This window comes from Streptomyces sp. NPDC088766, from assembly GCF_044750845.1.
Taxonomy (GTDB): domain Bacteria; phylum Actinomycetota; class Actinomycetes; order Streptomycetales; family Streptomycetaceae; genus Streptomyces.
In genome coordinates this window covers 255747-275497 of sequence record NZ_JBIVKQ010000009.1, presented here as the reverse complement: position 1 = coordinate 275497, position 19751 = coordinate 255747, and the positions used below count along the sequence as shown (strand labels likewise).

Genomic DNA, 19751 nt, shown 5'->3' with positions numbered 1-19751 from the left:
AAACGCCCGGTCACATTCCGAACCCGGAAGCTAAGCCTCACAGCGCCGATGGTACTGCAGGGGGGACCCTGTGGGAGAGTAGGACGCCGCCGAACAATCTTTGGAAGGACCCCTGGTCCCAGCGTTCAGCTGGGGACCGGGGGTCCTTTTGTTTTTCCAGGAAGCGCCGGGTACCCGGCTGCGCGAGAATGACTTGCGGTACCGAAGACAGGAGTCACCCATGTCCACCAACTCTCCCGAGGATCGACCGGAGCGCGACCAGCGGCGACGGGACAGTGGGGACCGCGGAGACCGTGGCGAGCGCGGAGGCTTCCGTAGCGACCGCGGGGAACGTGGCGGCTTCCGTCGAGACAACGACCGCCCCGGCGCCGGCCGACGCGACGACAACCGCGGCGCCGGCAACAGCGGTGGCGGTTACGGACGTCGAGACGACAACCGTGGTGATCGTGGTGGTTTCCGTCGGGACGACAGGCGTGACGACCGTCGTGACGACAACCGTGGTGGTTACGGGCGTCGAGACGATCGCCGTGACGATCGCCGTGACGGTGACCGGGGTTCTCGTCCGGCGTTCCAGCGTGACGACCGCGACCGTGGGCCGCGCCGCGACGACCGTGGTGAGCGTCCCGCCTTCCGTCGGGACGACCGCGGTGAGCGGCCTCCCTTCCGCCGCGACGACCGTGGTGACCGTCCCTCCTTCCGCCGCGACGACCGCCCCGGCGACCGTCGCGACGACCGACGGGGCGACGACCGCGGCGACCGCGGTGGCTTCCGCCGGGACGACAGGCGCGACGACAACCGTGGCGGCGAGCGCGGAGGCTTCGTCCGTCGTGATGACAACCGTGGTGATCGTGGTGGTTTCCGTCGGGACGACAGGCGTGACGACCGTCGTGACGACAACCGTGGTGGTTACGGGCGTCGAGACGATCGCCGTGACGATCGCCGTGACGGTGACCGGGGTTCTCGTCCGGCGTTCCAGCGTGACGACCGCGACCGTGGGCCGCGCCGCGACGACCGTGGTGAGCGTCCCGCCTTCCGTCGGGACGACCGCGGTGAGCGGCCTCCCTTCCGCCGCGACGACCGTGGTGACCGTCCCTCCTTCCGCCGCGACGACCGCCCCGGCGACCGTCGCGACGACCGACGGGGCGACGACCGCGGCGACCGCGGTGGCTTCCGCCGGGACGACAGGCGCGACGACAACCGTGGCGGCGAGCGCGGAGGCGACCGTGGTGGGTTCCGCGGCCGTGACGACCGTGGCGGACGGCCCGGCGGCTTCCAGGGCCGTGACGACCGCGGTGGTCGGCCCGGCGGCTTCCGGGGGCGTGACGACCGCGGCGGACGCGAGGACCGACGGGGCGGCGGCCGGTTCCGTGATGACCGGGACCGGGACCGCGAGCCGATCAAGCGGCTGCCGATCCCCGAGGACGTCACCGGCGAGGAGATCGACAAGGACGTACGGCAGGAGCTGCAGAGCCTGCCCAAGGGGCTCGCTGAGGACGTCGCCAAGAACCTGGTGATGGTCGCGCGGCTCATCGACGAGGAGCCCGAGCGTGCCTACGGGTACTCGAAGGTGGCGTTGCGGCTGGCGTCGCGCGTCGCCGCCGTACGGGAGGCGGCCGGATTCGCGGCGTACGCCACCCAGAAGTACAGCGAGGCGCTGGCCGAGTTCCGTGCCGCCCGGCGGATGACCGGGACCGTGGAACTGTGGCCCGTCATGGCCGACTGCGAGCGCGGGCTCGGACGGCCGGAGAAGGCGCTGGAGATGGCCGGCGCGCCCGAGGTGCACAAGCTCGACAAGGCCGGTCAGGTGGAGATGCGGCTCGTCGCGGCCGGTGCCCGGCGTGACATGGACCAGCTGGACGCGGCCATCGTGACGCTCCAGAGCCCCGAGCTGGCCTCGAACTCCGTGCAGCCGTGGACCGCGCGGCTGCGGTACGCGTACGCCGACGCACTGCTCGCCGCCGGCCGCAGGAGCGAGGCGCGCGAGTGGTTCGCGAAGGCCGTCGAGGCCGACCGGGACAGCAGCACCGACGCCTCGGACCGGCTGGCCGAGCTGGACGGTGTGGAGTTCGTCGACGCGCTGGACGAGGACGAGGACGTCGTCGCCGAGGACGAGCGACCGGTCGAGAGCAAGGCCGACGAACAGGACTGACGTGGGGAAGTGAAAGGGGCTCGGCTCCGGTGCCGTACCGGAGCCGAGCCCCTTTTTTCGTTTTCCCGGTCAGAGGTCCAGCGCGCGCAGGACCAGGCCCGAGGCCGGTTTCGGGCCGAACGACGTCGACTTGCGGGGCATCATGACGCCCTGCCGGGCCAGGTCGCGGACGACCTCCTCGTGGACCGGGTGCAGCAGCACCGCCGTACCGGCGTCGCGTTCCGCCTTCTCGACCGTCGCGGCGGTGTCGTGGATGTAGGTGATACGGGCGGGGTCGTCCTCGGGGACGTGCCACACGTGGTCGAGGAGCGTGGCGTGCAGGACCGTCGCGTCGAGGGCGCGCCAGGCCCGCGGGCGGTCGGCGGGGACCGTGCGGGCGAGCAGGGCCGGGTCCGGGCGGTCCAGGAGGTGGAAGGCCCCGTCGCCGGCCAGCAGGAAGGCGTTGCCCCCGGCGGTCGCGTCCGCGAGGGCGTCGAGGGCCCGGGGCAGCGGCACCTCCAGACGCTGCACGCGGAACAGCCCCTCCACCGCGGCCAAAGCCTCGGCGACCGGCAGGCCGTGCAGGAGACGGTGGATGGCGCGGACGCGCAGGGGATGGCGGGCCGTGTCCACGAGGAGGACCAGACCGTCGTCCCAGGGGCTGGGGGAGGCGTGCTCCGCGCGTAGACGCAGGTACGTCGCCCAGCGGTGGTGGCCGTCGGCGATCAGCGCCTGGTGGTGGGCGAGGCCGGCCTGGACGCGGGCCACCTCGGCGGGGTCGGTGATCGACCACAGGCTGTGGCTGAAGCCGTCCTCCGTGGTCGTCGACAGGAGCGGAGGCCGGTCCGCGGTCCGCTCGACGGCCTCCGTCGCCGTGCCGTCGCCGCGATACGTCAGGAGCAGCGGTTCGAGGTTGGCCCGGGTGGCGCGCATCAGGGCCGCGCGGTCGGCGACGATGTGCGGCATCACGTCCTCGTGGGGGAGGACGACGCCGGCCGAGGGCTCGGAGACCCGCAGGGTGCCGATGAGGCCGCGCTGGAGCATGCCGTCGGCGTGCCGCTGTTCGTAGACGTACAGGGCGGGTACGGCGTCGGTCTTCAGGACGCCTTCGGCGAGCCAGCGGCGCAGGGTGTCCGCGGCCTGTTCGTTGCGGGCGCCGGCGGTGGTGGCCTGAGGGAGGATCAGGCGGACGATGTTGTGCGGGTCCGCGTCCTGGAGGTGGTGCAGGCCGTCGGGGCGGACCACGACGTCGTACGGCGGGGAGGTGACGGCGGCGAGACTGCCGACCCGGTCGGGGTCGTAGCGCAGGCCTCGGAACGGGGTGAGTTCCAGGCCTCGGGGCGCCGTCGCTTCCGAGTGACCTGCTGAGTTCATCCCGGCATCGTACGTGTGTCGGTGCCATGCGGGATGATCGGGGAAAGCGATCGAACGAGGAGCGATGTGGAATGAGCCGGAGCGTCAGGACGAGGCCCGAGGGCAGTGGGCAGGCCCTGAGCGAGGCGTACGACACTGCGCTGCTCGACCTGGACGGGGTGGTGTACGCGGGCGGGAACGCGATCGTGCACGCCGTCGGGTCGCTGGCGACCGCGCGCGATGGCGGGATGCGGCTGGCGTACGTCACCAACAACGCGCTGCGCACCCCCGACGCTGTCGCGGATCACCTCACCGAGCTGGGCATACCCACCGGAGCGGACGACGTCATCACCTCGGCGCAGGCGGTCGCCCGGCTGATCGGTGAACAGGTGCCGGCGGGGGCGCGGGTCCTGGTGATCGGTGGGGAGGGCCTGCGGGTCGCGCTGCGCGAGCGCGGGCTCGAACCCGTCGAATCGGCGGAGGACGACCCGGCGGCCGTGGTGCAGGGGTTCGGCGGGCCCGACCTGCCGTGGGGGCGGTTCGCCGAGGCGTCGTACGCCGTCGCGCGCGGCGTGCCCTGGTTCGCGTCCAACACCGACCTGACGATCCCGAGCGGGCGGGGCATCGCGCCGGGGAACGGCGCGGCGGTGGAGGTCGTGCGGATCGCGACCGGGGCCGAGCCGCAGGTCGCGGGCAAGCCGTTGCCCCCCATGCACCGCGAGACGATCCTGCGCACCGGCGCCGAGCGGCCGTTGGTGGTCGGGGACCGGCTGGACACCGACATCGAGGGCGCGTTCAACGGCGAGGTCGACTCGCTGCTCGTGCTGACCGGGGTGACCGACGGCGCGCAGCTCCTCGCGGCGCCGCCGCAGCACCGGCCGACGTACGTGGACGCCGATCTGCGCGGCCTGCTGACCGGGCAGCCGGAGGTCACCGAGGAGGGGAGCGGCTTCCGGTGCGGGGGATGGACCGCGTCGGCCGGGGCGGAGAAGCTCGAACTCGACGGTGAGGGCGCCGTCCTGGACGGGCTGCGGGCGCTGTGCGCGGCGGCCTGGACCGCGGCGGGCGACGGCTCGTGCGGGCTGGACGCGGGGAAGGCGCTCGCCCGGCTGGGGCTGTGAGCCCGGCGGCGCGCCCGCTGCGGTGACCCGCGCGGTGAGGCGGTTCGGTCGCGGCCGTGGCCTTCGGGCGGCGGCCGTGACCAGTCAGCGAATCAGTCAGCGAACCAGTCAGCGAGGAGGAATGGCAGGGTAGGCTAACCTAACTGCGTGTTGGTCGACAGTGTTCCCGAACAGCGCGCGGAGAGTGCCCCCGCGCCCCCGACCCGCCGGGCTCCACGGTCCCTTGGGCTGCTCGTGTCCGTCGCTGTCCTGCTGCTGGTGGCGGTGGCGAGCATCGCCATCGGTGCCAAGGAGCTGTCCCTCGAACAGGTCTGGCACGGCCTGTTCCAGGACACGGGGACGTACGGCGACGTCGTCGTGGGGGAGCGGGTGTCGCGGACCGTCCTCGGACTGCTGGTCGGCGCCGCGCTGGGGCTGTCCGGGACGGTGCTCCAGGCCCTGACCCGCAATCCGCTGGCCGACCCCGGACTGCTCGGCATCAACGCGGGTGCCTCGGCCGCGGTGGTCACCGCCATCACCTTCCTCGGTGTGACCAGCGTCAGCGGTTACGTGTGGTTCGCCTTCTTCGGTGCGGCGGCCGTCGGTGCGCTGGTCTGGTTCCTGGGCGGCAGCCGGGGCGCCACGCCCGTGCGGCTCGCGCTCGCCGGCACCGCGCTCAGCGCCGCGCTCTTCGGATACGTCCAGGCCGTGATGATCGTGGACAAGGCGGCGCTCGCCCGGATGCGCTTCTGGACGGTCGGTTCGCTGTCCTCCGCGACCGGCGACGTGATCTGGCAGGTGCTGCCCTTCCTGCTGGCCGGCACGCTCCTCGCGTTCGCGCTCGCCCGGCCGCTGAACGCCATGGCCATGGGCGACGACACCGCCAAGGCCCTCGGTGCCCACCTCAACCGCACCCGGGCGCTGTCCATGCTCGCCGCCACCGTGCTGTGCGGGGCCGCGACCGCCGCCTGCGGGCCGATCGTGTTCGTCGGACTGATGGTCCCGCACGTGGTCCGCTCCTTCACCGGGCCCGACCTGCGCTGGATCATGCCGTACGCGGCGGTCCTGTCGCCCGTGCTGCTGCTGGGCTCCGACGTGATCGGCCGGGTCGTCGCCCGCCCCTCGGAGGTCCAGGTGGGCATCATCACCGCGCTCATCGGCGGCCCGGTCTTCATCCATCTCGTACGACGGCGGAGGACGGCCCAGCTGTGAAGACCGCACCCCAGTCCGAGCCGGAGCGGACCACGAAAGCCATGGAAGCCGCGCAAGCCGCGCAAGCCGCGCAAGTCGCGCAAGTCGCGGAAGCTGCGGAAACAACAGAAGCAACAGAAGCAACAGGAGTCGCGAAGGCCACGGAGGCGACGGAGGCCGGAGGCCGGAATGCCGGCACCGTCCGAGCCCTGCGCACCCCCGGCGGGCTGTCGGTCCGGGTGCACCCGCGCGCCCTGACCGTCGTGCTCGCGCTGGCGCTGGCCGCCTTCGCCGCGAGCGTGGTGCTCATCGGCACCGGCGACTTCCCCATCTCCACCGGCGACGTACTGAAGACACTCGCCGGCAACGGCACCGAGGGCCAGGAGTTCATCGTCAACGAACTGCGGCTGCCGCGGGTCGTCGTGGGGCTGCTGGTCGGCGCCGCGCTGGGGCTGGGCGGCGCCGTGTTCCAGGCCGTCTCCCGCAACCCGCTGGGCAGCCCGGACGTCCTCGGGCTCGGGCAGGGGGCGACAGCCGGCGCGCTCGTGGTGATCGTGCTGATGTCCGGCTCCGCCACCCAGGTCGCCGTCGGCGCCCTCGTCGGCGGGCTGGTCACCGGTGCCGCCATCTACCTGCTGGCCTGGAAGCGGGGCGTGCACGGCTACCGGCTGGTCCTCGTCGGCATCGGTGTGTCGGCGATCGCGGCCGCGGTCAACGGCTACCTGATCACCAAGGCCGACCTGGTCGACGCGGCCCGCGCGGTCGTGTGGATGACCGGATCGCTCGACGGCCGCGACTGGAAGCAGGTCTGGCCGCTGCTCGTGCCGTGCTGCGTGCTCGTCCCGCTCGTCCTCGCCAACGCGCGCGGGCTGCGGATGATGGAGATGGGCGACGACGTCTCCCACGCCCTCGGGGTGCGCGTGGAGCGGGTACGGCTGCTGCTCATGGTGTGCGCCGTCCTCCTCACCGCCTCCGCCACCGCCGCCGCGGGACCCGTGGCCTTCGTGGCGCTCACCGCGCCCCAGCTCGCCCGGCGCCTGACCCGCTCTCCCGGACCGAACCTGGTGCCCGCCCTGTTCATGGGCGCCGCCCTCCTGGTCACCGCCGACTGGGCCGCGCAGCGGCTGTTCGGTGACGGACAGCTGCCCGTGGGTGTCGTCACCGGCGTGCTCGGCGGCGTCTACCTGCTGTGGCTGCTGGTCACCGAGCGCCGGGCGGGCCGGATATGAGCAGCGCCACCACCCGTGCCGGCCGCGGGCCGGACGACCGAAGGAGCACCGTGAACCGCCTGTCCGCCGAGAACGTCACCCTCGCCTACGACCAGCGGGTCATCGCCGAGCAACTGTCGGTGGAGATCCCCGACCACTCGTTCACGGTGATCGTCGGCCCCAACGCCTGCGGCAAGTCGACGCTCCTGCGCGCGCTGTCGCGGATGCTCAGGCCGAGCGAGGGCCGGGTGCTCCTCGACGGGCAGGTCATCCAGTCGATGCCCGCCAAGAAGGTCGCCAGGACGCTCGGACTGCTGCCGCAGTCCTCGATCGCGCCCGACGGCATCACGGTCGCCGACCTGGTGGGCCGCGGCCGCTATCCGCACCAGGGCATCCTGCGCCAGTGGTCGGCCGAGGACGAGCGGGTCGTCCAGGAGTCCATGGCCCGGACCGGGGTCGCCGAACTCGCCGAGCGGTACGTCGACGAGCTGTCCGGCGGTCAGCGCCAGCGGGTGTGGATCGCGATGGCTCTCGCCCAGCAGACCCCGCTGCTGCTCCTCGACGAGCCGACCACCTACCTGGACATCCAGCACCAGATCGACGTCCTCGACCTGTGCGCCGAACTCCACGAGGAGCAGGGCCGCACCCTGGTCGCCGTCCTGCACGACCTCAACCACGCCGCCCGGTACGCCACCCACCTCGTCGCGCTGAAGGGCGGCACGGTCATCGCGCAGGGTGCGCCCGGCGACGTCGTCACGGCGTCTCTGGTCGAGGAGGTCTTCGGGCTGCGCTGCCAGGTCATCGACGACCCGGAGACGGGGACGCCGCTGGTGGTGCCGGCCGCGCGCAAGGCACGCGCACGCGTGCCGGCGACGGAGGCCTCCTGACGGTCACGGGGAGGCCGCCCCGAGGTCACAGGAGCTTTCTGAGCCGGAGCAGATCCCTGAAGCCCGCCTCCAGCCGCACCCGGCCCGAGCCCCACGCCTTCGCGAAGTTCAGTTCTCCGTCGACCAGCGCGACCAGGTCGTCGCCGGCCATCCGCAGCCTGATCCCGGCCCTCTCCGGAGGCGGGCCCTGCACGGTGTCCCGCACGACGATCCGGCCGTCCGCCATCCGGCCGACGAACGTGACGTCCAGGTCGGTGATCCAGCAGCTCACCGACCGGTCGAGGGCGGCGGCCGCGCGGGCGTCCCCCTCGGCGCGGCCCATGCTCTGCGAGAACTTCTCGAGTGCGGCGCGGCACTCCTCGATCGTGGCCATCGCGCTCGACGGTACCCCAGCGGTTCGCGGTAGCGTCGGGGCATGAGCGACACGGTTCCGGAGCCGGCGGCCACGCCTCAGGAACAGGAACAGGCGCAGGAGCCGAGGCAGGAGCAGGCGCGGGAGCCCGAGTACGCCCCCTCCGCTCCCGCCCCGCTCCAGGTGCCCCGCACCCCCACCGGCGACGCCGGGGTGGACGCCCACCTGGACCGGCTGGCCGATGCCGACCACCTCGCCACGGACGGACACCTCGAGGTGTACGAGGATGTACACCGGGGGCTGCGCGACGCGCTCACCGCGCTCGACGCCCGCCCGGGACCTCCGGGGCCCCCGTCAACGCACGGCAGTAGGAGCTGAACCGAACGTGGCAGGAGTCGCACGTCGTCGTCTGGACGCGGAGCTGGTGCGCCGCAAGCTCGCGCGCTCGCGTGAGCACGCCGGTCAGCTGATCGCCGCGGGGCGGGTCTCGGTCGGGAAGACCGTCGCCACCAAACCCGCCACACAGGTGGAGACGGCGGCGGCGATCGTCGTCTCCGTCGACGACAGCGACCCCGACTACGTGTCGCGGGGCGGGCACAAACTCGCCGGTGCCCTGGAGGTGTTCGTGCCCCAGGGGCTCCTGGTCGAGGGACGGCGTGCCCTGGACGCCGGCGCGTCCACCGGCGGCTTCACCGATGTGCTGCTGCGGGCGGGGGCCGCGCACGTGGTCGCGGTCGACGTCGGCTACGGGCAACTCGCCTGGTCTCTGCGCAGCGATGAACGCGTCACCGTCAAGGACCGTACGAACGTACGCGAGTTGACGCTCGAAGCGATCGATGGGGAGCCAGTGGATCTTGTCGTGGGGGACTTGTCCTTCATCCCGCTCGGGCTGGTGCTGCCGGCCCTGGCGCGGTGCGCCGCGCCGGACGCGGACCTGGTGATGATGGTCAAGCCACAGTTCGAGGTGGGTAAGGAACGGCTGGGCAGCGGGGGCGTCGTGCGCAGCCCCCAGCTGCGGGCCGAGGCGGTGCGGGGCGTGGCCCGCAAGGCGTGGGAGCTGGGACTCGGTGTGAAGGGGGTCACCGCCAGTCCGCTGCCCGGGCCCTCCGGCAACGTCGAGTACTTTCTGTGGCTCAGGGCCGGGGCGCCCGCTTTGGACCCGGCCGATGTCGACCGTGCAGTTGCGGAGGGGCCGCGTTGACCCAGAACCGAGCTCGTACTGTTTTCCTGCTGGCCCACACCGGGCGGCCCGCCGCGATCCGCAGCGCGGAACTGGTGGTGAAGGGGCTGCTGCGCGAGGGCATCGGGGTGCGCGTCCTGGAGTACGAGGCCGCCGACCTGCCCCTGCCGGACGAGGTGGAGCTGGTCTGCGAAGCCACCCCGCAGTGCCTGGAGGGCTGCGAGCTGCTCATCGTCCTCGGCGGTGACGGGACACTGCTGCGCGGCGCGGAGTTCGCGCGGGCGTCCGGGGTGCCGATGCTCGGCGTGAACCTCGGCAGCGTCGGCTTCCTGGCGGAGGCCGAGCGGGACGACCTCGACAAGGTCGTCGACCGGGTGGTCACGAAGTCGTACGAGGTCGAGGAGCGGATGACCGTCGACGTCGTCGTGCACCGCAACGGGGACATCGTGCACACCGACTGGGCCCTGAACGAGGCGGCCGTGCAGAAGGCCGGCGCGGAGAAGCTGCTCGAGGTGGTGCTGGAGATCGACGGGCGGCCGGTCACCGGGTTCGGCTGCGACGGGATCGTGCTGTCGACGCCGACCGGCTCCACCGCCTACGCCTTCTCGGCCGGCGGGCCCGTGGTGTGGCCCGAGGTCGAGGCGTTGCTGATGGTGCCGATCAGCGCCCACGCCCTGTTCGCCAAGCCGCTGGTGACCTCGCCGAACTCGGTGCTCGCGGTGGAGCTGCTGCCGCACATCCCGCCGGGCGTCCTATGGTGCGACGGGCGGCGGACCTTCGAGCTGCCGCCGGGGGCCCGGGTCGAGGTGCGGCGCGGAGCCGTGCCGGTGCGCCTGGCCCGCCTGCACCACGCGTCCTTCACGGACCGGCTGGTGGCGAAGTTCGCGCTGCCCGTCTCCGGGTGGCGCGGGGCCCGGCACTAGGAAAGGCCCGGCGCCCCGATACGGCCCGGGCGCCGGGCCGCCCCCGCGTCGGCGGGGAGCACCGCATCCGCTGCTCGCCCAGGACGGACACGACCGACCGGATCGTCCCCGCCACGGCGGGGACCTGTCAGGGCAACGACGATCGGCCGGCAAAAGTAACGCCCGGCCATCGTTACGGGGGGCGGCGTCGCACGCCGCCGGCAAAACCTCGTATGGTCGGGGACGTGTTGGAGGAGATGCGGATACGGTCGCTCGGAGTCATCGACGACGCGGTCGTCGAGCTGTCGCCGGGCTTCACTGCCGTCACGGGTGAGACGGGCGCGGGCAAGACCATGGTGGTCACCAGCCTCGGGCTGCTGCTGGGCGGGCGCGCCGACGCCGCGCTCGTGCGGCTCGGCGCCGACAAAGCGGTCGTGGAGGGGCGGATCACCGTGCCCGCGGGCGCTCCGGTGGCCGTACGGGCCGAGGAGGCCGGGGCCGAACTCGACGACGGGGCACTGCTGATCAGCCGTAGCGTGTCCGCCGAAGGGCGGTCGCGGGCGCACGTCGGCGGGCGGAGTGTGCCCGTCGGGGTGCTCGCCGAACTCGCGGACGAGCTGGTGGCCGTGCACGGACAGACCGACCAGCAGGGGCTGCTGAAGCTGTCCCGGCAGCGGCAGGCGCTCGACCGGTACGCCGGTGACGCCGTCGCCGTGCCGCTCGCCAAATACACGGAGGCCTACCGGCGGCTGCGGGCCGTCTCCGGCCGGCTCGACGAGATCACCACGCGCGCGCGTGAACGGGCCCAGGAGGCCGACATGCTGCGCTACGGCCTCGACGAGATCGCCGGCGTCGAGCCGCGCGCGGGCGAGGACGCGGAACTGGCGGAGGAGGCGGAGCGGCTCGGCCACGCGGAGGCGCTGTCCTCGGCGGCCACTGCCGCCCACGGCGCCCTCGCGGGCAATCCCGAGGATCCCGAGGGCATCGACGCCACCACGCTCGTCGCGGGCGCGCAGCGGGCCCTGGAGACCGTACGGTCGCACGATCCGGCGCTGGCCGCGCTCGCCGACCGCATCGGGGAGATCGGGATCCTGCTGGGCGACGTGGCGGGGGAGCTGGCAGGGTACGCCGACGACCTCGACGCCGATCCGCTGCGGCTGGCGGCCGTCGAGGAGCGGCGGGCCGCGCTGACCGCGCTGACCCGGAAGTACGGCGAGGACATCGACGCGGTCCTCGACTGGGCCGAGCGGGGCGCCGCTCGGCTCGGCGAACTGGACGGCGACGACGAGAGGATCGGCGAGCTGACCGCCGAGCGCGACGCGTTGCGGGCCGAACTGGGCGGCCTGGCACAGGCCCTGACCGACGCGCGGACGGAGACCGCCGAGCGGTTCGCCGCCGCCGTGACCGCCGAGCTGGCCTCGCTGGCGATGCCGCACGCGCGCGTGTCGTTCGACATCCGCCAGACCGAGGACCCCGAGGGCGTGGAGGTCGACGGCCGTCCCGTCGCCTACGGGCCGTCCGGCGCCGACGAGGTGGAGCTGCTGCTCGCCCCGCATCCGGGGGCGCCGCCGCGGCCCATCGCCAAGGGCGCGTCCGGCGGTGAGCTGTCCCGCGTGATGCTGGCCGTCGAGGTCGTGTTCGCGGGGACGGACCCCGTACCGACGTACCTCTTCGACGAGGTCGACGCGGGTGTGGGCGGCAAGGCGGCGGTGGAGATCGGGCGGCGCCTCGCGCGGCTCGCGAAGACCGCGCAGGTCGTCGTCGTCACCCACCTGCCGCAGGTGGCGGCCTTCGCCGACCGGCAGTTGCTGGTGGAGAAGACCAACGACGGGTCCGTGACCCGGTCCGGCGTGAAGGTGCTGGAGGGCGAGGAACGGATCCGGGAGCTGTCCCGGATGCTCGCCGGCCAGGAGGACTCGGAGACGGCACGCGCGCACGCGGAGGAACTGCTGGAGACGGCGCGCGCGGACGCGTAACGGCTCGGGCGGAGGGCGGGACGGCGGCCCACGTGCCGGTCCCGCCCTCCGGCTTTCCCGGCCGGCTTTCCCGGCCGGCTTCCCCGGGACGGCCCGATGATCACACGAAGGAGCAGGAGGGCCGCGTTCGCCCGTCGGTGCCCGGGACCCGGCCGCGCGCCGACCGGCCCCACGGGCGGACCGCCCGGTGCGCACCGCACTTCCGCGGGCCGACGCCGCCTCGTGACAGGGCCTCACCAAGCCGCGGCAACCGGCTCACCCGTCGAACGGAAATCCGCCTTCCTTCACCCGTGTGGGTGATACGCGGGGGTGTGTTGCCGGGGCAGCGGGTGCTCGGCGGCACGGAACACCCGTACGCCCTGGCATCCTTGGGTGGAGGACGTGGAGGAGCGCGAGAGGTCCGCCCCCGCGCCCGAGTCCCTTCTGTACGTTCCTTCGTGATCGACCGATGCCGAACCAGGAGCCCCGGCCACGTGAGCAGCCACTCACCGCACGGCCAGTCGCCGCTGCGCACCGTGCAGGTGCTGGGCGGGGGCAACGCCGGCAGCAGCGCCCACGTGCGCTCCCTGGCCGCGGGGCTCGTCGCGCGGGGCGTGCGGGTGACGGTGTGCGCCCCCGCCGAGTCCGATCACCTCTACGACTTCACGGGCGCCGGAGCCGACCACGTGCCCGTGCCCCGCAGCAGCGATCCCGCGTCCGTGGCGGCGCTGCGGGCGGCCTGCACGGACGCCGACCTCGTCCACGCACACGGACTGCACGCCTCCTTCCGGGCCGTGCTCGCGCTCAGCGGGCGGCCCACCCCGCTCGTGGTCACCTGGCACAACGGGGCGCACGCCGAGGGAGCCCGCGCCCATCTGCTGCGCCTGTTGGAGCGGCGGGTCGCCAAGGCGGCCGCCGTGGTGCTCGGCACCACCTCCGACCTCGTGGACCGGGCGCGCCGCACCGGCGCCCGGGACGCCCGGCTCGCCGCGGTGGGACTTCCCGGACCCCGCACGACCGAGGAGGACCCGGAGCGGCCGCGGGCCAAGGTGCGGGCCGAACTCGGCGCGACCGGCCGCCCGTTGCTGATGGCCGCCGGCTCCCTCGACCGGCTTCGCGGTCACGACGTCCTGCTCGACGCCGCGCGCGTGTGGGGCCGGCTGGACCCCGTGCCACTGGTCGTGGTCGCGGGGGAAGGGCCGCTGCGGGCGGAACTCCAGCACCGTATCGAGGACGAGGGACTGCCCGTCCGGCTCCTCGGGCGTCGGGACGACGTGGGCGAACTGCTGGCCGTCGCCGACCTCGCCCTGCTGCCCGCTGCCGGGGAGTCGCGTTCGGTCCTGGCGCAGGAGGCCCTCCACGCGCGCGTGCCGCTCGTCGCGGCGCTGACCGGCGGAGTGCGCGAACTCGTCGGCGACGCCGCCGAACTCGTCCCGCCCGGCGACGCGGAGGCCTTCGCCGACGCCGTCGTACGCCTGCTCGCCGCACCCGAACGCCGCGAGCGGCTCCGGGAGTCGGGCACCCGGCAGGCGGCCACCTGGCCGAGCGAGGACGACACCGTCGCCCAGGTCCTCAGCGTCTACGACGAGTTGACGCAGCCGCTGCCGATGATCTGACGCGCACCCGCGATCCCGCTCCCCGGCACCCGCCACGGCGGCGGCTCAGGGCACCAGCCGCCGGGCCCGCAGCGCCAGGCTCAACGCCAGCACCGTCTGCGGGTCGTCGAGGTCGGTGCCCAGCAACTCGCCGATGCGCGCGAGCCGGTTGTACAGCGTCTGCCGGTTGAGGTGCAGCTCGCGGGCCGTCTCCGCCTTGCGGCCCGCGTGCGCCAGATAGGTCTCCAGGGTGGGCAGCAGGGGCGGCCTCGAGCGCTGGTCGTGGTCGCGGACCGGGCCGATCGCGCGGTCCACGAAGGCCGCCAGGCCGGGATGGTCGCGCAGCCGCCACAGCAGCAGGTCGATGTCGAGGCGGCGGGCGTCGTACCAGGGCCGGTCCGGCAGGCCCTGCGCCGCCGTCGCCGTCTCCGCCGCGTGCCCGAGGCCCGCCGAGGCCGCCGCCCAGCCGCCCGCGACGCCGACCACCACGACCGGCGGCTGAGCACCCGGCCGCTGGATCCCGGCCCGTTCCACCCCGGCCCGCAGCGCCGCCGCGACCCGGTCCGCGACCGCCGACCGCTCCGACTCCGAGCGCAGGCCCAGCAGCAGCGGCACGCGACCCTCCACCGGCCGCACGCCGAGCAGGACCGGCACCCCCACCGACGCCAGCTCCTCCGCCACCGCCCGCGCCAGCACCGCCCAGCCGCCGCCCGGGGACAACGTGTCGCCCAGGCGCATCACGACCGGCAGCAGCGGACCGTCGCCGGGCTTGAAGCCGAGGACACGCGCCTGCGCCGGAGCGTCCTCCGCCGCGATACGCCCCTCGGCGAGGTCGGTCAGGAAGTCGCCCCGGCCGCGCGCCGCCAGCTCCTCCTCCTGCCGCGCCTGCATCAGCACCACGGCCAGGATCCCGGCGGCCCGCTCGGCGGCGATCCGGTGCACCGGAGCGAGCGGGGCGCGTACCGGCAGCAGCACCAGCCGGGCCCGCACCGCACCCGTCCCCGGCCCGCCGCCGGGGACGTCCACCAGCACCGAACCGGCGGACGCGTCCTTGTGCGGGCCGCGCAGCCCCTCCCACACCTGGAGCGGATCCGCCCCCTCCGGCCCGGCCCCGGCGGCGTACAGCAGTTGTCCGTCGGTGGTCTCCAGGAACACCGGGTTGCCGCTGAAGTCGGCGAGAATGCCCAGCACTTGGGGGATCCCCCCGCCCCCCAGCAGCGCCTGGGTGCAGCGGCGGTGCACCTCCTCGGCCTGCTGGAGCAGCGCGTAGTGGCCGTTGACGATCTCGGTGTGGATCTCCTCGGTGACCGCGACGAACGGCACCTCGCGGTGCAGCTGCACCAGCGGCAGGCCGGTCGCGCGGGCCGTCTCCACCAGCGCCGCGGGCAGCCGGGCGAACCGGGGGCCCAGCTCGACCACCAGGGCCGCGATGCCCCGCTCGGCCAGGGTGCGCACGAACGCCCGCTGCTCCGCCGGGCGGGTGCCGAGGCCGTAACCGGTGGTGAGCAGCAGCTCGCCGCCCTTGAGCAGGGAGGCGATGTTCGGGACCTCCCCGGCGTGCACCCAGCGCACCGTGCGGCCCAGCCGCTCCGCGCCCGCCAGGATCTCGGGCAGCCCGCTGCGCAGACCGGGCAGCTCCAGTGCCCGCTGCACGGTGATGCCGGCGCCCCGGCTGTCGAATCGGTGGTCCGCGTGGCTGTCCATGGAGCGGACGCTACCCGCGGACCCCGTCCGGCCACATCTCCCGCCCGGCTACATCTCCCGCCCGGCCGCATTTCCCGTCCGGCCACGGAAACGCTCCGCGGCCGGGCGGGACAGGCGGGCTCAGCCGCCGTACGCCCCCGACGCCGTCAGGCGCAGGGCCGTGTCGATCAGGGGGACGTGGCTGAAGGCCTGGGGGAAGTTGCCCACCTGGCGCTGCAGGCGCGGGTCCCACTCCTCGGCGAGCAGCCCCAGGTCGTTGCGCAGGGACAGGAGCTTCTCGAAGAGCTTGCGGGCCTCGTCCACGCGGCCGATCATCGCCAGGTCGTCCGCCATCCAGAACGAGCAGGCCAGGAAGGCGCCCTCGTCGCCGGGGAGGCCGTCGACGCCCTCGCTCTCGCCCTCGGTCGGGTAGCGCAGGATGAAGCCGTCCTCCGTGGACAGCTCGCGCTGGATCGCCTCGATGGTGCCGATCACGCGCTTGTCGTCCGGGGGCAGGAAGCCCATCTGCGGGATCAGCAGCAGCGACGCGTCCAGTTCCTTCGAGCCGTAGGACTGCGTGAAGGTGTTGCGCTCCTTGTCGTAACCCTTCTCGCACACGTCCCGGTGGATGTCGTCGCGCAGCTCGCGCCAGCGCTCCAGCGGGCCGTCCGCGTCCCCCGACTCGATCAGCTTGATCGTGCGGTCCACGGCCACCCAGGCCATCACCTTGGAGTGCACGAAGTGGCGGCGCGGGCCGCGCACCTCCCAGATGCCCTCGTCCGGCTCGTCCCAGTGCCGCTCCAGGTAGCGGATCAGCTTCAGCTGGAGCAGCGAGGCGTAGTCGTTGCGGGCCAGCCCGGTCATGTGGCCGAGGTGCAGCGCCTCGGTGACCTCGCCGTACACGTCCAGCTGGAGCTGGTGCGCCGCGCCGTTGCCGACCCGGACCGGGGCGGAGCCCTCGTAGCCGGGCAGCCAGTCCAGCTCCGCCTCCCCGAGCTCGCGCTCGCCGGCGATGCCGTACATGATCTGGAGGTTCTCCGGGTCGCCCGCGACCGCGCGCAGCAGCCATTCGCGCCAGGCGCGGGCCTCCTCGCGGTAGCCGGTGCGCAGCAGCGAGGACAGGGTGATGGCCGCGTCGCGCAGCCAGGTGTAGCGGTAGTCCCAGTTGCGGACTCCGCCGATGTCCTCGGGCAGGGAGGTGGTGGGGGCCGCCACGATGCCGCCGGTGGGGGCGTACGTGAGCGCCTTCAGCGTGATCAGGGAACGGATCACCGCCTCGCGGTAGGGCCCGTGGTACGTGCAGTGCTCGACCCACTCGCGCCAGAAGTCCTCCGTGGCCTGGAGCGACTGCTCCGGCTCCGGCAGCGCGGGCGGCTCCTTGTGCGAGGGCTCCCACGAGATGGTGAACGCGATCCGGTCACCGGGGGCGACCGTGAAGTCGGAGTACGTCGTCAGCGACTTGCCGTAGGTCTCGGCCTCCGTGTCGAACCACACCGAGTCGGGACCGGCGACGGCGACCGTGCGGCCCTCGTGCTTGTGCACCCACGGCACGACGCGGCCGTAGGAGAAACGCATCCGCAGGGTCGAACGCATGGGGACGCGGCCCGAGACGCCTTCGACGATCCGGATGAGCTGCGGGGCGCCGTCGCGCGGGGGCATGAAATCGGTCACCCGGACCGTGCCGCGCGGGGTGTCCCACTCGGACTCCAGGATCAGCGAGTCGCCCCGGTAGTTGCGCCGGGCCGCCCGCGGCGGCTCGGCGTCGGAGGCGTGCGCCGGGCCGAGCCGCCAGAAGCCGTGCTCCTCGGTGCCCAGCAGCCCGGCGAAGATCGCGTGGGAGTCGAAGCGGGGCAGGCAGAGCCAGTCCACCGTCCCGTCGCGGCAGACCAGTGCGGCGGTCTGCATGTCTCCGATGAGTGCGTAGTCTTCGATGCGCCCGGCCACGTGCAACTCCAGTCGAACGGCCACGTAGCCCCCATCAGGCGGGGGCAGTCGCTTGGTGCGGTCAAGGGGAAATGTGTCATGCGTCGTTGAGCGGTGAAGCAAAGCAGTCGCTCAGCCGTATTGGCAAAAGGCCAATTCTTGCTCAACCAACTGCCGAGCTCTCATTGTTCCGGTGGGTACGGGCTGGGGTGTGCCGTCTTGCCGGCCGGGCTCGGCAGCGAGTGTCCGAGCAGGATACGACGCACGTAGATGATCTGTGTGCCGCTCCGGGCAACGTGGGTGGGCCGAACGGGTGAGCAGTGGGTGAGGACCCGGCGTGCCGGTGCCCCGGCGTGCCGGACCGTGCGCGGAGCGTGGTCGGAAGCCGTCCCCTCGAGGCGCTGATACCCTGGTGGCCCGTGGACCGGTGGGCACGAAACCCCCGAACCGCAGCGACGGCACCCCCGGAAAACTCCGGCACGAACCGCCGGCGAAAGCCTCCGGGAGCCGCACCGCACCCCCAGATCGCGACCACGGGAGCCCCCTCTTGGCCATGCCGCCCGCTGCTTTCCGAAACAGCTCCGCCACGACGACCAAGCACATCTTCGTCACCGGGGGTGTCGCCTCCTCCCTCGGCAAGGGGCTGACCGCCTCCAGCCTCGGCATGCTGCTCAAGGCGCGGGGCCTGCGCGTCGTGATGCAGAAGCTCGACCCCTATCTCAACGTCGACCCCGGCACGATGAACCCCTTCCAGCACGGTGAGGTGTTCGTCACCAACGACGGCGCCGAGACCGACCTGGACATCGGCCACTACGAGCGCTTCCTCGACCGCGACCTCGACGGCTCCGCCAACGTCACCACCGGCCAGGTCTACTCGACGGTGATCGCCAAGGAGCGCCGCGGCGAGTACCTGGGCGACACCGTGCAGGTCATCCCGCACATCACCAACGAGATCAAGCACCGCATCCGCCGGATGGCGACGGACGAGGTGGACGTGGTGATCACGGAGGTCGGCGGCACGGTCGGCGACATCGAGTCGCTGCCGTTCCTGGAGACCGTCCGCCAGGTCCGCCACGAGGTCGGCCGGGACAACGTGTTCGTCGTTCACATCTCGCTCCTGCCCTACATCGGTCCCTCGGGCGAGCTGAAGACCAAGCCCACCCAGCACTCCGTGGCCGCCCTGCGCAACATCGGCATCCAGCCGGACGCGATCGTGCTGCGCTGCGACCGCGAGGTCCCCACCGCGATCAAGCGGAAGATCTCGCTGATGTGCGACGTCGACGAGGCCGCCGTGGTCGCCTGCCCCGACGCCAAGTCGATCTACGACATCCCCAAGACCGTGCACGGCGAGGGCCTGGACGCCTACGTCGTCCGCAAGCTTGACCTGCCCTTCCGGGACGTGGACTGGACGACCTGGGACGACCTGCTCGACCGCGTCCACCACCCCGACCACGAGATCACCCTCGCCCTGGTCGGCAAGTACATCGACCTGCCCGACGCCTACCTCTCGGTCACCGAGGCGCTGCGCGCCGGCGGCTTCGCCAACAAGGCCCGCGTGAAGATCAAGTGGGTCACCTCGGACGACTGCAAGACCCCGGCGGGAGCCAAGGCGCAGCTCGCCGACGTGGACGGCATCTGCATCCCCGGCGGCTTCGGCGACCGCGGCGTGCTCGGCAAGGTCGGTGCGATCCGCTACGCCCGCGAGAACAGGATCCCGCTGCTCGGCCTGTGCCTGGGCCTGCAGTGCATCGTGATCGAGGCGGCGCGCAACCTGCTCGACATCTCCGACGCGAACTCCACCGAGTTCGACCCGGCCACCGCTCACCCGGTCATCTCCACGATGGCCGAGCAGCTCGACATCGTCGCCGGTGAGGGCGACATGGGCGGCACCATGCGGCTGGGCATGTACCCGGCGAAGCTGGCCGAGGGCTCGATCGTGCGCGAGGTCTACGACGGCAAGGAGTACGTCGAGGAGCGGCACCGGCACCGCTACGAGGTCAACAACGCCTACCGCGCGGAGCTGGAGAAGAAGGCGGGCATCCTGTTCTCCGGCACCTCGCCGGACGGAAAGCTCGTCGAGTACGTGGAGTACCCGCGCGACGTCCACCCCTACCTGGTCGCCACGCAGGCCCACCCGGAGCTGCGCTCGCGGCCGACCCGTCCGCACCCGCTGTTCGCCGGGCTGGTGAAGGCCGCGGTCGAGCGGAAGACCTCGAAGTAACACACCAGTTGTACGGTGGCCGGGGTGCATCCCTTCAAAGGTGAGCACCCCGGCCTCTTTTTTCTGGTTTCCC

15 protein-coding genes and 1 rRNA gene are annotated in these 19751 nt (G+C 73.0%); 12 read left to right on the top strand and 4 right to left on the bottom strand.

Going from position 1 to position 19751, the window contains the following annotated elements; genetic code table 11:
- Positions 1-95, top strand: a 5S ribosomal RNA gene (rrf, locus tag ACIP5W_RS15760); the annotation flags it as partial.
- A 1310-nt stretch (positions 96-1405) separates the two neighbouring features.
- A complete protein-coding gene (locus tag ACIP5W_RS15755) occupies positions 1406-2149 on the top strand; it encodes a hypothetical protein (protein WP_401472643.1) in 744 nt (247 codons plus the stop codon).
- 69 nt (positions 2150-2218) lie between these two features.
- Here ACIP5W_RS15755 and ACIP5W_RS15750 read toward each other — a convergent pair whose 3' ends face one another.
- Positions 2219-3502, bottom strand: coding sequence for a DUF1015 domain-containing protein (locus tag ACIP5W_RS15750; protein WP_401472616.1), 1284 nt, complete (start codon positions 3500-3502; stop codon positions 2219-2221).
- 71 nt (positions 3503-3573) lie between these two features.
- On the opposite strand from ACIP5W_RS15750, the gene ACIP5W_RS15745 reads away from it, so the two are divergent.
- The 4 genes from ACIP5W_RS15745 to ACIP5W_RS15730 all read left to right on the top strand — a co-directional run bounded on the left by ACIP5W_RS15745 (position 3574) and on the right by ACIP5W_RS15730 (position 7867).
- Positions 3574-4602: an HAD hydrolase-like protein gene (locus tag ACIP5W_RS15745; protein ID WP_401472611.1), complete on the top strand. Its 1029-nt coding sequence runs from the start codon at positions 3574-3576 to the stop codon at positions 4600-4602.
- Positions 4603-4749: 147 nt separating this feature from the next.
- Positions 4750-5793 carry a FecCD family ABC transporter permease gene (locus ACIP5W_RS15740; RefSeq protein ID WP_401472608.1) on the top strand — a complete coding sequence of 348 codons (1044 nt, stop codon included), beginning with the start codon at positions 4750-4752 and terminating at the stop codon, positions 5791-5793.
- On the top strand, positions 5790-7001 hold the full coding sequence (locus ACIP5W_RS15735; protein WP_401472605.1) for a FecCD family ABC transporter permease: 1212 nt from the start codon (positions 5790-5792) through the stop codon (positions 6999-7001). Before ACIP5W_RS15740 ends, ACIP5W_RS15735 begins: the two co-directional genes overlap by 4 nt.
- Positions 6998-7867, top strand: a complete 870-nt coding sequence (locus ACIP5W_RS15730; RefSeq protein ID WP_401472602.1) for an ABC transporter ATP-binding protein — start codon at positions 6998-7000, stop codon at positions 7865-7867. The genes ACIP5W_RS15735 and ACIP5W_RS15730 overlap by 4 nt, the downstream gene beginning before the upstream one ends.
- A gap of 25 nt (positions 7868-7892) precedes the next feature.
- Here ACIP5W_RS15730 and ACIP5W_RS15725 read toward each other — a convergent pair whose 3' ends face one another.
- Positions 7893-8240, bottom strand: a complete 348-nt coding sequence (locus tag ACIP5W_RS15725; protein WP_401472599.1) for a sterol-binding protein — start codon at positions 8238-8240, stop codon at positions 7893-7895.
- A gap of 42 nt (positions 8241-8282) precedes the next feature.
- Here ACIP5W_RS15725 and ACIP5W_RS15720 point away from each other — a divergent pair, with 42 nt between their 5' ends.
- The 5 genes from ACIP5W_RS15720 (at position 8283) to ACIP5W_RS15700 (ending at position 13872) form a co-directional block, all read left to right on the top strand.
- Positions 8283-8597 carry a hypothetical protein gene (locus tag ACIP5W_RS15720; RefSeq protein ID WP_401472596.1) on the top strand — a complete coding sequence of 105 codons (315 nt, stop codon included), beginning with the start codon at positions 8283-8285 and terminating at the stop codon, positions 8595-8597.
- A gap of 7 nt (positions 8598-8604) precedes the next feature.
- Positions 8605-9420, top strand: coding sequence for a TlyA family RNA methyltransferase (locus ACIP5W_RS15715; RefSeq protein WP_401472593.1), 816 nt, complete (start codon positions 8605-8607; stop codon positions 9418-9420).
- The gene (locus ACIP5W_RS15710) at positions 9417-10322 is read left to right on the top strand and encodes an NAD kinase (protein ID WP_366059249.1); all 906 of its coding nucleotides are present in this window, start codon (positions 9417-9419) and stop codon (positions 10320-10322) included. The genes ACIP5W_RS15715 and ACIP5W_RS15710 overlap by 4 nt, the downstream gene beginning before the upstream one ends.
- Before the next feature lie 212 nt (positions 10323-10534).
- The gene (gene recN, locus ACIP5W_RS15705; protein ID WP_401472589.1) at positions 10535-12277 is read left to right on the top strand and encodes a DNA repair protein RecN; all 1743 of its coding nucleotides are present in this window, start codon (positions 10535-10537) and stop codon (positions 12275-12277) included.
- A gap of 473 nt (positions 12278-12750) precedes the next feature.
- On the top strand, positions 12751-13872 hold the full coding sequence (locus ACIP5W_RS15700; protein ID WP_401472586.1) for a glycosyltransferase family 4 protein: 1122 nt from the start codon (positions 12751-12753) through the stop codon (positions 13870-13872).
- Positions 13873-13917: 45 nt separating this feature from the next.
- Here the strand turns inward: ACIP5W_RS15700 and ACIP5W_RS15695 are convergent, their stop codons facing one another.
- Positions 13918-15555, bottom strand: a complete 1638-nt coding sequence (locus tag ACIP5W_RS15695) for a PucR family transcriptional regulator (RefSeq protein ID WP_401472584.1) — start codon at positions 15553-15555, stop codon at positions 13918-13920.
- Between the two features lie 120 nt (positions 15556-15675).
- A complete protein-coding gene (locus ACIP5W_RS15690; protein WP_401472640.1) occupies positions 15676-17478 on the bottom strand; it encodes a glycoside hydrolase family 15 protein in 1803 nt (600 codons plus the stop codon).
- 532 nt (positions 17479-18010) lie between these two features.
- Between ACIP5W_RS15690 and ACIP5W_RS15685 the strand changes: the two genes are divergently transcribed.
- Positions 18011-19678 (top strand): CTP synthase, encoded by a 1668-nt coding sequence (locus ACIP5W_RS15685; protein WP_366059245.1) that lies wholly within the window; start codon positions 18011-18013, stop codon positions 19676-19678.
- Positions 19679-19751: the final 73 nt, after the last annotated feature.